We start from the raw sequence: 12873 nt of genomic DNA, 5'->3' as shown, positions 1-12873 counted from the left end.
GGACAAGTTCAGGTATGACTCCTCATCATGGCTTTTCCAGTAATCGCGGCGAAATTGCCGCGATCCTTCAGTGTCATGTGACTAGAATCTGGTTTACCACCGAGTGGACCCACACGGTATATGACACCCCAGCTCGAACAACTCTTGAGGACGGCATGTCGCATTACGGCCCACCTAGCCCAATTCCAGGGCAACCAAACCCGTATCAGAGTGGTTCATATGGCTGGAACCCGCAAGGGGGTGCTCCACAACCACCCCAGAATTATCACCCGGGCTTCGTACCCGTGGCGCAGCCTGGTACGTTCCCCCTCCGTCCGTTGGGGCTCGGCGATTATTTCAACTCGCTGTTTTCCACTCTCCGGAAATCCCCGGGCCTGTTTTTTGGTGCAGCGCTGATCTTCGGTGGGCTTGCCGCGATTTTGACCGCGACCGGAGACTTCCTACTGGGCCGGTCTTTGGGGAACCTCGGTGGGCTAGACACCGCAGCACAACTCGGTCAGACGATGGGGAGTTTTGCCATTTGGATTCTCGTCTCCATGCTGCTGGGCCAGATCGCTATGGTGTTCGGCTACGTCTTCACGTGGGGTATTTATTCCACCATGGTTGGTCGTGCTGCCATCGGGATGAAAACGTTACTGGGCCAGGGCTTTCAACTCCTGCGAGGCCACTGGGGGCGCCTCATTGGGCTAACCCTCATCATCTTCGCCGGCTTTGTCATCGCAACCCTGATCACTGCACTGTTTGTCGGGGTCTTCATTTACGTCTTCTTTAGCGACTTCGAACCAGCCAACGGCGGCGCTATCATCGGCCTGCTCTTCATTATTCTGCTGCTGGTACTCATACCCCTGATGCCGATTTTGTACTTTATGACCCGCTGGTGCCTCGTGGTACCCACCATGATCGTTGAAGATATTGGCCCGTTCGCAGCGATGCGACGCTCCTGGCAACTCACCCGCGGCTACTTTTGGCGCACCTTCGGCATTGGTGCCTTATTCACGGTCATTGTGTCGATTGTCCAAACGGTGATTATGATGCCAATGGCGATGTTTAGTAATTTCGCATTGCTCGGGGCAGGGACCGAAGCAGAGCTGAACCTCGCCCTCATTGTCGCGAACACCATCATTAGTGCCGTTGGCACGCTGATCACCTTTGTCGTCTACAACATGTTGGCAATCGTCACGAACGGTTTGTACTACGACTACCGGTTCAGAAAAGAGGGACTGCACCTGCAGTTCCAGCAGCTCGCAGCGCAGTACTCCACTTCCTCCACGGTGGATCGTTTTGATACATCTCCTGACCAGTGGCAAAGCACCGTTGATGACAGCAGTCTGATCATCCCAGGTCGTCAAACTGTCACGACGCAACAGCACGTGCCCGGCTTGTATGGACAGCAGCCGCCGCAGGGCCCACCGCAACCTCCGGGACCGTTTCAATGATGTCAACATTCTGGACTCCAGACGATGACGAAGCGCGCAGACTCCTCACCGAACGCATCGATTCCTACGATGTCGATGGTTCCTTAAGCCTCTGGGAACGCTTCCTGCGTTGGCTCAGCGAGTCCCTGTCGATCAGTGTCGATTCCTCGGGGCCTGGCAGCATCATCATCGTGGTCTTGCTCGTCGCCGCTGTCGCCGTTCTGCTATTCCTCCTGATCCGCTATTTCCGTCCTTCGGTGAGCCCAACGACGGCCAATGACCCCGAACTCGTTGACTCATCCATTGCAGCAGAAGAATACTTTGCTTCTGCTAAACGTTATCTCGCTTCTGGCGCGCTAGATCAGGCATATGCCCATGCCTACCGTTCGATTGTGCGCAATGCGCAGCAACGGCAACTGGTCGAAGTCACACCTTCGACCACCGCAACAACATTCGGCTGGAGCATGGGTGCTATATTGCCCAACCACCGTGATGCTCTCGATGAAGCTTCCAGCGGGTTTAACCGAGTGGTATACGGTTCTACGACCCCAACTCGAGATGCTGTAGAGACGGTCATGCAGCTGGCACAGTCGCTGAAGGTCGCACAGCCTCAGGCATATAATCCGCACAACGATCCAGCCAGGTTGATACCTCGATGAAAACTGTCCCGCGTCGAAAGTTGGGGTGGATCACCGTCGTGAGTCTGGTGATCGTAGCCTGGCTCGCAGTGTTAACGTGGATCGCTTTCCAACCGCAGCGCACCGAAGGTGACCTCGGTATAGACGACGAAACGAACCAGGGTGCTGCAGGGATCACCAGTGTGCTGGAAAATCAAGGTATTGCGGTACGGCCCGTGCAATCCATGACGCAATTGCGTTCCGAGTTGAGTAGCCATCCAGAGGCCACCGTGCTCTTCCATGATGCGAATTCTGAAATGCAGAACAGCTCGTACGAGCGGCTCGAAGAACTCGCCGAACTGGTACCGGCCGACCAGCGAGTCTTTGCTGGCGTACCCGGCACCGTGGCGCAGTATCTCTTAGACGGCGTGGACACTACGGTCCAGGCACCGGTGGTCGACCAGCTGGAAGTCAACGAATCTTGTCGGCTCGACGCAGCACGCGAAGCCACAGATATCAACAATATTCGCTCGGGTGTGCTCCTCCGTGATGGCGCCCAGGGCTGTTTTGCGTTCGATACCGATGACACGGGCACTGAGCAACCGGCGTATGCCTATGCCGAGACGTCCGAGGGATCCATCGTGTTTGCAGATTGGCAGATGCTCTCGAATGCTGGTCTCCACGATAACGGTACGGCCACCCTGGCCACCTGGGCGCTCGGCCAGAGTGACATCGTGATCTGGTTCCAACCAGATTTCAGTCTGGACCCAGATCACCACGGCGATCTCTCACCGGTCCAACTGCCCGATTGGGTGCGTATGAGCATCGTGTGGGGCGTCGTCGTTACCGGAATTTTCCTGTTGTATATCGGTCGTCGGACCGGTCCGGTCATTACCGAACCGCTGCCGGCCGAAGTCTCCGCAGCTGAGACGACCGTGGGTCGCGGGCGGATGTATGCCAAAGGCAAGCACCATGGTCATGCGCTGGGCATGCTCCAGCAGGCCAGTCTCGCTCGGCTGGCGCGAATGTTGCAATTGGGTCCCGGTACAGCACCGGAGGCCATCTTGGCAGAGACCGCAACTCAGCTTCATCGACCGGTTGCAGAACTGCAGCAGCTTTACAGCCCGCCTGCTCACGAACTGACCAGCAAGGATTTTGTGTCCTGGGCACAACACCTACAACAGCTCGAACACCAAGTGCGTGACCGCTTCGCAGCACCAACAAAGGAGTCATAGTGAACCAATCCCCCCGCCCCGCACTCAACGATGTCCGGGCTGAGGTCGCCAAGTCCGTCGTTGGGCAAGACCACGCGGTGACCTCGTTGCTCATCGGGTTGCTGGCCGAAGGCCACGTGCTGCTCGAGGGTGTTCCTGGCGTTGCCAAAACTCTCTTGGTCCGGAGCCTCTCGGAAGCAATGGACCTCACGAACGCCCGAGTGCAGTTCACACCGGATCTGATGCCTGGCGATGTGACGGGTTCCCTGATTTATGATGCGTCGACATCACAATTCCGTTTCCGTGAAGGCCCGGTATTCACGAACCTTATGTTGGCCGATGAGATCAACCGGACCCCGCCCAAAACTCAGGCAGCACTCTTAGAAGCTATGGAAGAACACCAGGTCTCGGTAGATGGAACAACCTATCCCCTGCCTGAACCCTTCATGGTGATTGCTACCCAGAACCCCATTGAATATGAGGGCACCTATCCTCTACCGGAAGCTCAGCTGGACCGGTTTATGCTGAAGGTAAAACTCGATCTTCCGGCACGCAATGACGAGATCGAAATTCTGAACCGTCACGCGGCGGGGTTCCGGCCAACCGACCTCATTGCAGCGGGGTTGACGGCGGTAGCCAATCAGCAGACGGTTGAGGCTGCGCGGGTCGAAATTGCACAAGTCAAGACCTCGCCCGAGGTGCTGGCCTATATTGTGGATCTAGTCCAGGCCACCCGAACTTCGCCGTCATTCCAGACTGGAGTGTCCCCGCGTGGTTCGACTGCCTTGATGAAGACTGCCAAGGCGTGGGCATGGCTGATAGGTCGGGATTTTGTGACCCCCGACGACGTCCAGTCCCTCGTGTTGCCCTGTCTGCGGCACCGTGTCTCACTGCGCCCGGAGGCCGAAATGGATGGTGTCAGTATCGATCAGGTGCTGCAGGGTCTTACCGCAACGGTGCCGGTGCCTCGGTAATGTTCATTTCGTTTCGGTTCGTCATTCTCGCAATACTTGGGTTTATCCCCATGGTGTTGTGGCCCGGCTATCTCACCGTGTTTGGGCTATTAGGCGCGCTCCTGATCGTGCTTGTCATTGAGCTGCTTCTGACACCATCCCCGCGAATGGTGACGCTACACCGCAGTGAGAACAAACAGGTTCGTCTGGAAGAACCACTCGAGGTCTGGGTCGAAGTTTCAAACCGTTCGCAGCGCCGAATGCTTGGTCGAGTACGCGACGGGTGGCAGCCCTCGGCCCACAATACGCAGGCAGAACATCACATGGATATTCCGGTTGGTGCCTCCCAGCGTTTCACCACGACACTTGCCCCGGGCCGGCGCGGCACCGTTCGAACCCAAAAACTGACCCTTCGCACCTATGGCCCATTACGCTTGGGCGGCCGTCAGCACACGCATACGTCTGCTGGAAGCGTGACCGTGGTCCCTCCGTTTCGATCTCGTCGGCATTTACCTTCAAGGATTCACCAGCTGCGTGAAATCGAGGGGCGATCAGCTGTGCATGCGCCCGGCGCGGGCCACGAGTTCGATTCGTTGCGTGAGTATGTTCGCGGTGACGATGTGCGGACCATCGATTGGCGCGCTTCGGCACGTTCTGACGAACTGATCGTGCGGACATATCGCCCGGAACGTGACCGCCGAGTGGTGGTCGTCCTTGATTCGTCGCGTGCCTCTGCCGTGAGGGTAGGCGATGAGACTCGCTTCGATGCGGGCATTGAAGCCGCGCTCTTTATGTCTGCACTAGCCAATGCTGGTGGGGACAGAGTCGACTTATTGACCCTAGATCAGTCCATCCGGACGCGCTCCTCGTCCGAGGAAAAAGGCCATCTGCTGCATCGCGTCTCCACGGCGTTATCGCAAGTATTTCCTCGCCTATTAGCTGCCGATTGGTCAGTTTTACCGCCCGAGATCTCTAAGGTGACCAGGCAGCGCGCCCTCATTGTGCTCGTGACTCCCCTGGATTCTGCTGCGATTCAAGAAGGATTGATTCCTATCTTGCCGGTGTTAGCGAAACGTCACGTCGTTTTGGTTGCTGCGGTAGCAGACCCTGAACTTGATGAGATGGCAGAAAACCGCAGCGCCTCCGATGAGGCGTTTATTGCAGCAAGCGCCGAGACGCAAAAATTGCGGAACCGTAAAATGGTGCAACTACTGAACCGTTATGGCGCAGATGTCGTAGAAGCCCAACCAGATGATTTACCAATGGCAGTCGGGGATATGTATTTACGGCTCAAAGCGGCCGGCCGGCTTTGAAAGCTTCGTAACCGTACCGACCACCTCTTAGCCGTTGCTCATAGGCGTTACAACGTGGTGACGTATCCTGCCGCGTGATCGGCCAGCATACGCAGCCATTGGAGACCAGCACCAGTTTCCACTTCACCGGCTCGGTCAAAACGTCGGACAAAATGCACGCGGTCCAAGCCGCTGGGGCTCACACCCCAATCCAGGTATTGCTCGATGAGTTCTTCGGCATAACGCTGAGGGTTGTCACGATGCTGGATTTGAAAAGCAACGGGTTTCTGTGCCTGAACGAGTCCGTCAACGCGTTCCCAAGTACGCTCAGTTGTCAAGCTTCGACCCTGCGGCCAGTCGAGTATGATGCCCCCGACTTCAGCCGCCGTGTCGACTAGCTCAGCAGAAGTTTCTAATAGCACGTTTGCATCCGGGGTGTGGGCGGCTTCCCAGTAGGTTCTGACTTCGGAGAGGTCAATGGACCGCTCAAAGCCCGCCCCTGATGCGGTGCGCACCTGACCGGTGACAGCTCGATGCGCTTGGAGCTCGTCTATAAGCAGGGTCGGGGTAGCTCCCAGTACCGCACGCATGCGTGCACTCAGTGTTGCTGCACCTTCAACCCAGGCTCCTGCAAGATCTTCGCGGGCACCTGGGTCACGCAGAATTCGTTGACCTGAGGGCAGCCAACCAGACATCATCAGTGTTACAGGACCTACCAGACGTACCGATACTTCTGGGATGGCATCGGCAGCAGCGATATCTGCCATGGCCTGGATGACACTATCGCGGTGGGATGTAGCTCGTAACTGGTCGCTGGCCGAGATTCTGGTACCGTGCTGCAACTGCCACCCGTATGAGCGCAGTTCAAGAGGCACGCTGAGATTGGCAGCAACTTTGCCGACGTCTGTGGCATGTGGGCCGACGTCTGGCAGTTCCACCAGCGCGGGAATGTGCGGGGCCCCGATTTCGTTGCGCTGCAGTTCGTACACAGCGTGAAGGTCAGTTCCCGCAAATGTGCCATCGACGAGACCCACCGGGGTCGTCACTGCTGCTCCTGCGAGATGGCTTTGTGGTGCTGAATGACTTCCTCGATGATGAAATTCAAGAATTTCTCGGCGAATGCCGGGTCGAGTTCGGCGTCACGCGATAGCGAATGCAGCCGTTTGATCTGAGACTTTTCACGTTCCGGATCCGATGGCGGCAGTTCGTGTGCAGCTTTGAGCTGCCCAACCTTCTGGGTGCATTTGAATCGCTCGGCCAACAGATACACCAGGGTGGCATCAATATTATCGATGCTGGAGCGGATGGACAAGAGTTCTTCAAAGATGGCCGGATCGGTTTTGCCCGCCAACGATGACGCCGTGGAATCGTAGTTCATGGTTCCTAGCTTAGACGTGTGCCAAACGTTCTGCGTTGATTGACTTGTGAATGGTGGCCTGTCCAAGGACCCTGGTTCCCTGGTACACGACAGCAGTTTGTCCAGGTGCGACACCCTGGATCGTTTCGTCGAGTTCCATTTCCCACACCACGGCGTCGGTGCCGTCGACGTCGCCGGTGGTGACGCGGGCACGACCGGGTACAGGTTCTGCGTGTGCCCGCACCTGTACGTGGCAGTCAAACCATGCACCGGTGGCCTCCTCAGCGATTGGAGCTCCTGCCCAGGACGGGCGGATTCCGGTGATGCGATCAACCGCGAGCATTTCGCGTGAACCGACCACAACGGCGTTATCTTTCGGGCTAATTTCCAACACGAAACGAGGTTTACCGTCTTCTGCAGGTTTTCCGATGGATAACCCGCGACGCTGTCCAATGGTGAAGGCCTGAGCGCCGGGGTGGGTGCCGACCTGTTCACCGCTGGTGTCGTAGATCGGGCCGTCTTCCATATCGATCTTTTCTTCCAACCAGCCACGGGTGTCACCATCAGGGATAAAGCAGATATCGTGGGAGTCTGGTTTCTGGGCTACCGAAATGCCACGTTCGGCGGCTTCGGCACGCACCATCTCCTTCGAGGGTGTGTCACCCAGCGGGAACATCGAGTGTTTGAGCTGTTCTGCGGTGAGCACACCCAGCACATATGACTGGTCTTTCGCGTCGTCTGCGGCGCGGTGAAGTTCGAGTTCACCGCTTTCACCCTCAATGACTTTGGCGTAGTGGCCGGTCACGACGGCGTCAAAGCCCAGGGCCAATGCACGTTCCAGCAGGGCAGCAAATTTGATGCGTTCATTACAGCGCATGCAGGGGTTCGGCGTACGGCCGGCAGCATACTCTTCGATGAAATCGTCGACGACTTCTTCTTGGAAACGTTCCGAGAAGTCCCAGGTGTAGTACGGAATCCCCAGCATTTCGCAGGCACGCCAGGCATCGGAAGCATCTTCAATGGTGCAGCATCCTCGCGAGCCGGTACGCAGAGTGCCTGGCATACGAGATAGTGCCAGGTGCACGCCGACGACGTCGTGTCCGGCGTCTACTGCACGTGCGGCAGCCACGGCCGAGTCGACACCGCCTGACATTGCTGCCAAAACCTTTAACTTTTTCATAATGTTCTCCCGTTTAGCGGTGTGAATTTGCTGTGCGGATCGATGACTTCTCTGCGGCCATCCCGGCATCCGCTGCTGCCCGGTAAATTCCCGGTAGCGCAGCTATCACCGAGTCGATATCTTCTTGCGTCGTCGTATGCCCCAGACTAAACCGCTGGGTGGATCGGGCCGCTGGTTCGTCTTGGCCGGTAGCCAAAATAACGTGCGAGGGACGTGATACCCCCGCATTACACGCCGAACCCGTCGATGATTCGATCCCTGCCATGTCCAACCCAAATAATAACGAGTCACCCTCGGCCCCCGCAAAGGAAAAGTGCACGTTCGTTGGAAGCCGATAATTTGGGTCGGTCGGTCCCTGCAGTTTGGCAGTCGGGATATGTTCCTGAACCGCTTCAATCAATTGGTCTCGCAACCCGGCTAATCGAGACGACTCTGCGGTCAGATTCTGGGTGGCCTCAACGGCTGCGGCAGCAAACGCCACAATCAGTGCATCAGCGATCGTGCCGGAGCGGATTTCACGTTCCTGTCCCCCGCCGTGTAGGACCGGTACCGGTTTGGCGTCCCGGCGTACCAGCAGGGCTCCGATTCCAACCGGTGCACCAATCTTGTGCCCGGAAAGTGCCATGGTTGTCATCCCCGGCGCAAAGGTAATGGGCAAACTGCCAAAGGCTTGCACGGCATCGACATGGAAATCCACGCCTGCTGCCTGGCACAACTCAGCCACGTGCTCGACCGGCTGGATGGTGCCAATTTCATTATTTGCCCACATCAGCGTAGCAAGTGCAATGCGTCCTGCGTATTTCTCGAGCGCGGTTTGGAACGCAGCAACATCGATAAACCCTTCCTCGGTCACGTCCACAAACACCAGGCTCGCGTTTTCGTGGGCTTCTAACCATTCCAGTGTTTCCAGGACGGCAGGGTGTTCAACGCCGGTGGCGACAATGACGTCATTGGGCTGATTGGCCCAGTAAAGCCCTTTGAGCGCCAAATTGTCTGCCTCGGTGCCACCGGCGGTGAAGAGCACCTCGGTTGGATCTGCGTCCAAGGTCGCGGCCAACTGATCTCGAGCATCTTCCACTTGGAATTTTACCGAGCGGCCAGCCGAGTGCAGCGCCGATGCGTTGCCATTGCGTTTTGCCTGGCTCACGAATGCTTCGAGCGCGGCCTCGCGCACCGGTGTGGTGGCTGCGTGATCAAGATAGATTCGGGACATGTCCTCCAGTTTAGAACAGGACCGGTAGAATATGGCCCGTGTCAGACAATCTCAGCAACCGTTCAGACCCCTATCAGGTGCTCGGGGTCAGTCCGTCGGCCAGTGAAAAGCAGATCCGCCGGGCCTATCTTGCCTTAGCAAAACGGCACCATCCGGATCGTGGTGGTGATGCAGCACGCTTTGATGAAATAACTAAGGCGTGGAAACAATTGTCTGAACTTGATTCCATGCCCAACGACACGTTTGAGCAACGAACAACGGCGACGCGACAACCAACTGCGCGTGCCTACGAAACGCGGCCGAATGCTTCGAGGCAACCCGAGCCACTGCGGTTCATTCCGCCCTTGGCAGATGGGCCAGTTCAGTTACCGGGCAATCCACCGGTCACCGTGGATTCACCCCTGTCACAACAGGTCGTCCACGGGGCTATCCCGGGCGGATTCTTTAGACGCAAACAACAATCCTTGCACGCACGGCTTTCAGAGGTATTACAGACGCGAGTGCAGTCAGCTCTGCCCGCGCTGCGTATCTTTCACGGCGTCAAGTTGTCGCGACGAAACGTGCTCAGCACCGTGGTACTCGGTGGGACGAAGGTCGCCGTATTTTCCGTGGCCCATGCCCCGCCGGACGTCTACCAGTTCAACGGCACCGCCCTGACCGGACGCAAAAATATTGAACTGACCGACCTCTCCGAAGCCGTCGCCGGGCTCCAGCAGTTGCTACCGGATTTTGAAATTGGCGGATTCGCTGTCGTATTCTCCACGAATCCGCATGCACCTACCATTCAGGCCCCCGTCTCCCTCAACACTCTGGGGCTTACAGAAGTTCCCGCATCGATCATGGATGCGGTCCGTCAGATCAAACTCTTTATCGGTACCGGTGACCACAACGTGGTAGATCGGACTGCGATGGGACAGCTGCTAGCAAGACTATGAATCCACACGCCAACGCACCACGCACCCCCACGGCAACCAATCCGAAATTTCGCGTCCTGTTTCACGAGCCCGAGATTCCCGGCAACACCGGCAATGCCATCCGACTCGCAGCGATTACCGGAGCGGAACTACACTTGGTCGAACCCCTGGGCTTTAATTTTGACGACGCACACCTACGCCGTGCCGGACTGGACTACCACGACTTGGCCCTGGTCACCGTGCATGCCGACCTCGCTGCTGCCTGGGAGGCACTGCAGCCCACCCGAGTATTCGCGTTCACTGGGACCGGCAGTGTGCGCTATGACGCCGTTGCGTATCAGCCCGGCGATGTGTTGGTTTTCGGCAAAGAATCCGTTGGACTCAGCAACGATGTGCTGAACGACCCGATGATTACGGACACGGTCTTTTTGCCCATGCAATCCGGAAGACGTTCCTTAAACCTGGCAAATACCGCTTCAATTGTGCTGTACGAGGCCTGGCGTCAACATGAATTTTCAGGTAGTTAGGGTACCCTGTGGCGCGCCGAGGTGCTCTAGGCGACAACACCTCATAAGCTAGCAGAGATGGAAACTCAAACTCCGGGACCAGCCCAACTGTTGAAGCTTGCCGGCGACGACGATACCGCGGCTTTTGCCGCGCTCTACGATCTCACGTCACCGCAGGTCTATGGCATGCTCACCGTACTTTTTCCTATCGAACATGACGCCATGCAAGCTACGACTGATGCGTATACGTCACTCTGGCGTCAGGCACCACACTTCACGTTTGACTTCAACGTCGACCACGCCGATGAACAGGCGCGAGATCGAACCGTGGTGGCATGGATTAACTCCATTGCCCAACAAATTGGCCGCTATCATCGGCCTGACGCCCAGGACATCGGCGATGTCTCCCGCATGCAGGCCGTTGCGTCCCGGCTCAAAGAACTTGAACCTCTCACCGAGGCACAGGCTTTGGCTTTAACGACCATCTGGTTGGGTGGCCGTACGGTAAACGAGGCGGCCGCAGAGCTCAACGTTGCCGTGCCGACGTTCAAATCCCGTCTTCGGGATGCGACGATCCGGTTGACGCGGCACTATCAGACGGAGATCACCGGCCGTACAAGCGGCGACAATGACCCGCTACTGACGACCCGGGTCACCGGATCGCTGTCCTCATCTGGTGGGCAGACCGCCGCATTTTCTGACGACGTTGAATCCGACCTGCAGGTTGGCCTCGGCACAGAACTGGCCACACTTAATGCACTGCAGGCTTTCGATGATGACGACTCGGTTGCGGTGGAGGCCTGGATCAATCGCCAGGATCGTGAGGTCGCAGCACAGTTACGTGCCCGGCACGCTCTCTTCCAGCGCATGCTCACCTGGGCCTATCGTCGCGTCTCCGCTCACCCTCCAGCCTCACTTTTAGACTCTGTCCTCGATCAGCTGCCCGAACAAAACGTCGGCATTGGCTTTATCGAAGGCGTCGAAGAATACGAGGTTGAAGAGGACCCAGAGCAGCAGCGCCGCAGCCGCACGATGTTTATCGTGGTCGGCATTGTGCTGGTAATCGCCGTACTGGCAGCCGTTATTTTCTTGAACACCGGTGACCTACGCATCCGTAGCAGTGTCGATGATGCGGAGGACACCGTTACCGTTGACGCCGAAATGGAAGACGGCACCGCAACCGGACGCTTCTCCACATCAGAGGACGCAGCCTATCTGACCTTTGACAATGTCCCAGAGATTTCCGAAGACGAGACCTACCAGGTGTGGCTCTTCGAAGAACCCGGCGGGTCAGTAGTTTCCGTTGATACCTACACTGTCGAAGACTTAGAGAACGACGAGGTGGAGTTCCGCGGTGTAGCAGCATATGAGCTGCTATGGATCACCGTAGAACCAGACACCGGTTCGGAAACGCCATCCGGCACTGCGGTCGTAGAAATGTCGCTGCAGGACTAGAATCCGGCAAACGTAGTTTCGTCATTGATCGCGACCACATGGAATACTTCGGCAGCACGGCCAGCTTCCGGGTGGTTTGCTTCTAGCGCGCTGCGCACCCGTGTGTCCATGGCGGCCGGATCTGGGTGCTGTGAGTTATGTTTGTGCAGCGCCTCGAGCTTCATATCCACGTAATCGGTGATATCAACGCGCAGGTTCACCAAGTCGGCAGGTGCACCCATCATCCAAAGTTGGCCGATACGAAAAGCCGGTAGGTGCTCGAGGTCCGGGTAGGCAAAGGGGTTCTCTACAGCCGGGTAGACGGCTCGCACCGTTGCTTCCCCTACCGCAATATGGTCAGGATGTGAGGCTTGCAATCGGTCCCAGTTGCGTTGTGGGTGCTGGCTGATGACGACGTCCGGTTGCACTTCACGCATGAGGGCGACCAACGAGCTGACCAGCTCATGATGAGGTTCGACGTAACCGTCCAAATGCTTCAGGTATCGGACGTCGCTGACACCCACCACTTTCGCGGCGTCGCGCTGTTCCTGTTCCCGTCGTGCAATCATGGCTTCTCGTGAGTGGTCGAGTTCGAAACCACCGGCGTCTCCGGAAGTGACCAAACAATAGGTCAATTCCACACCGGAGGCGCTGAGTGCAGCAATCGTGGATGCTGCGCCAAAATCAATGTCATCGGGATGTGCTGCAATGACGAGGGCACGAGAAATTTCTGACCTTTTAACCAGGTCATGGGCATATACGGGTTGCATATGCCCAG

General features: G+C 57.3%; 13 protein-coding genes. 8 read left to right on the top strand and 5 right to left on the bottom strand.

Annotated features, from left to right (window positions below; translation table 11 throughout):
* Positions 1-77 precede the first annotated feature (77 nt).
* The 5 genes from G583_RS0110850 to G583_RS0110830 are packed head-to-tail and all read left to right on the top strand — an operon-like array spanning position 78 to position 5512.
* Complete coding sequence (locus tag G583_RS0110850) at positions 78-1436, top strand: glycerophosphoryl diester phosphodiesterase membrane domain-containing protein (protein ID WP_169558790.1); 1359 nt, start codon at positions 78-80, stop codon at positions 1434-1436.
* Positions 1433-2074 (top strand): DUF4129 domain-containing protein, encoded by a 642-nt coding sequence (locus G583_RS0110845; protein ID WP_022871205.1) that lies wholly within the window; start codon positions 1433-1435, stop codon positions 2072-2074. The genes G583_RS0110850 and G583_RS0110845 overlap by 4 nt, the downstream gene beginning before the upstream one ends.
* Positions 2071-3267 (top strand): DUF4350 domain-containing protein, encoded by a 1197-nt coding sequence (locus tag G583_RS0110840; protein WP_022871204.1) that lies wholly within the window; start codon positions 2071-2073, stop codon positions 3265-3267. The genes G583_RS0110845 and G583_RS0110840 overlap by 4 nt, the downstream gene beginning before the upstream one ends.
* Positions 3267-4220 (top strand): AAA family ATPase, encoded by a 954-nt coding sequence (locus tag G583_RS15685; protein WP_022871203.1) that lies wholly within the window; start codon positions 3267-3269, stop codon positions 4218-4220. The genes G583_RS0110840 and G583_RS15685 overlap by 1 nt, the downstream gene beginning before the upstream one ends.
* The gene (locus tag G583_RS0110830; RefSeq protein WP_022871202.1) at positions 4220-5512 is read left to right on the top strand and encodes a DUF58 domain-containing protein; all 1293 of its coding nucleotides are present in this window, start codon (positions 4220-4222) and stop codon (positions 5510-5512) included. Before G583_RS15685 ends, G583_RS0110830 begins: the two co-directional genes overlap by 1 nt.
* 47 nt (positions 5513-5559) lie before the next feature.
* Here the strand turns inward: G583_RS0110830 and G583_RS0110825 are convergent, their stop codons facing one another.
* From G583_RS0110825 to G583_RS0110810, 4 genes are read right to left on the bottom strand one after another with little or no spacing between them, the layout of a single operon-like run.
* Positions 5560-6537, bottom strand: coding sequence for a hypothetical protein (locus G583_RS0110825; protein ID WP_022871201.1), 978 nt, complete (start codon positions 6535-6537; stop codon positions 5560-5562).
* A complete protein-coding gene (locus G583_RS15680; RefSeq protein WP_022871200.1) occupies positions 6534-6869 on the bottom strand; it encodes a chorismate mutase in 336 nt (111 codons plus the stop codon). Before G583_RS15680 ends, G583_RS0110825 begins: the two co-directional genes overlap by 4 nt.
* A gap of 10 nt (positions 6870-6879) precedes the next feature.
* Complete coding sequence (gene mnmA / locus G583_RS0110815) at positions 6880-8028, bottom strand: tRNA 2-thiouridine(34) synthase MnmA (RefSeq protein ID WP_040895597.1); 1149 nt, start codon at positions 8026-8028, stop codon at positions 6880-6882.
* 13 nt (positions 8029-8041) lie between these two features.
* Entirely contained in the window at positions 8042-9241 is a 1200-nt protein-coding gene (locus G583_RS0110810) for a cysteine desulfurase family protein (protein ID WP_022871198.1), read from the bottom strand.
* Positions 9242-9279: 38 nt separating this feature from the next.
* Here G583_RS0110810 and G583_RS0110805 point away from each other — a divergent pair, with 38 nt between their 5' ends.
* The 3 genes from G583_RS0110805 to G583_RS0110795 are packed head-to-tail and all read left to right on the top strand — an operon-like array spanning position 9280 to position 12116.
* Positions 9280-10176 carry a J domain-containing protein gene (locus tag G583_RS0110805; RefSeq protein ID WP_022871197.1) on the top strand — a complete coding sequence of 299 codons (897 nt, stop codon included), beginning with the start codon at positions 9280-9282 and terminating at the stop codon, positions 10174-10176.
* Entirely contained in the window at positions 10173-10682 is a 510-nt protein-coding gene (locus tag G583_RS0110800) for a tRNA (cytidine(34)-2'-O)-methyltransferase (RefSeq protein WP_022871196.1), read from the top strand. Before G583_RS0110805 ends, G583_RS0110800 begins: the two co-directional genes overlap by 4 nt.
* Before the next feature lie 57 nt (positions 10683-10739).
* Positions 10740-12116 carry an anti-sigma factor domain-containing protein gene (locus G583_RS0110795; protein ID WP_022871195.1) on the top strand — a complete coding sequence of 459 codons (1377 nt, stop codon included), beginning with the start codon at positions 10740-10742 and terminating at the stop codon, positions 12114-12116.
* On the opposite strand, the gene G583_RS0110790 is transcribed toward G583_RS0110795, so the two are convergent.
* A complete protein-coding gene (locus G583_RS0110790; protein ID WP_022871194.1) occupies positions 12113-12865 on the bottom strand; it encodes a PIG-L deacetylase family protein in 753 nt (250 codons plus the stop codon). The two genes, G583_RS0110795 and G583_RS0110790, sit on opposite strands and share 4 nt — an antisense overlap.
* Between the last annotated feature and the right edge of the window lie 8 nt (positions 12866-12873).

It is taken from the genome of Yaniella halotolerans DSM 15476 (genome assembly GCF_000420805.1).
Taxonomy (GTDB): Bacteria; Actinomycetota; Actinomycetes; order Actinomycetales; family Micrococcaceae; genus Yaniella; species Yaniella halotolerans.
Note: the sequence above shows the minus strand (reverse complement) of the source record. Positions and strands in the feature narration are given on the sequence as shown.

Excerpts from the sequence above, each read along its gene's own strand:
- G583_RS0110845 (WP_022871205.1), top strand. The coding sequence starts at position 1,433 with ATGATGTCAACATTCTGGACTCCAGACGATGACGAAGCGCGCAGACTC.
- G583_RS0110840 (WP_022871204.1), top strand. The coding sequence starts at position 2,071 with ATGAAAACTGTCCCGCGTCGAAAGTTGGGGTGGATCACCGTCGTGAGT.
- G583_RS0110830 (WP_022871202.1), top strand. The coding sequence starts at position 4,220 with ATGTTCATTTCGTTTCGGTTCGTCATTCTCGCAATACTTGGGTTTATC.
- G583_RS15680 (WP_022871200.1), bottom strand. The coding sequence starts at position 6,869 with ATGAACTACGATTCCACGGCGTCATCGTTGGCGGGCAAAACCGATCCG.
- mnmA (WP_040895597.1), bottom strand. The coding sequence starts at position 8,028 with ATGAAAAAGTTAAAGGTTTTGGCAGCAATGTCAGGCGGTGTCGACTCG.
- G583_RS0110810 (WP_022871198.1), bottom strand. The coding sequence starts at position 9,241 with ATGTCCCGAATCTATCTTGATCACGCAGCCACCACACCGGTGCGCGAG.
- G583_RS0110800 (WP_022871196.1), top strand. The coding sequence starts at position 10,173 with ATGAATCCACACGCCAACGCACCACGCACCCCCACGGCAACCAATCCG.
- G583_RS0110795 (WP_022871195.1), top strand. The coding sequence starts at position 10,740 with ATGGAAACTCAAACTCCGGGACCAGCCCAACTGTTGAAGCTTGCCGGC.
- G583_RS0110790 (WP_022871194.1), bottom strand. The coding sequence starts at position 12,865 with ATGCAACCCGTATATGCCCATGACCTGGTTAAAAGGTCAGAAATTTCT.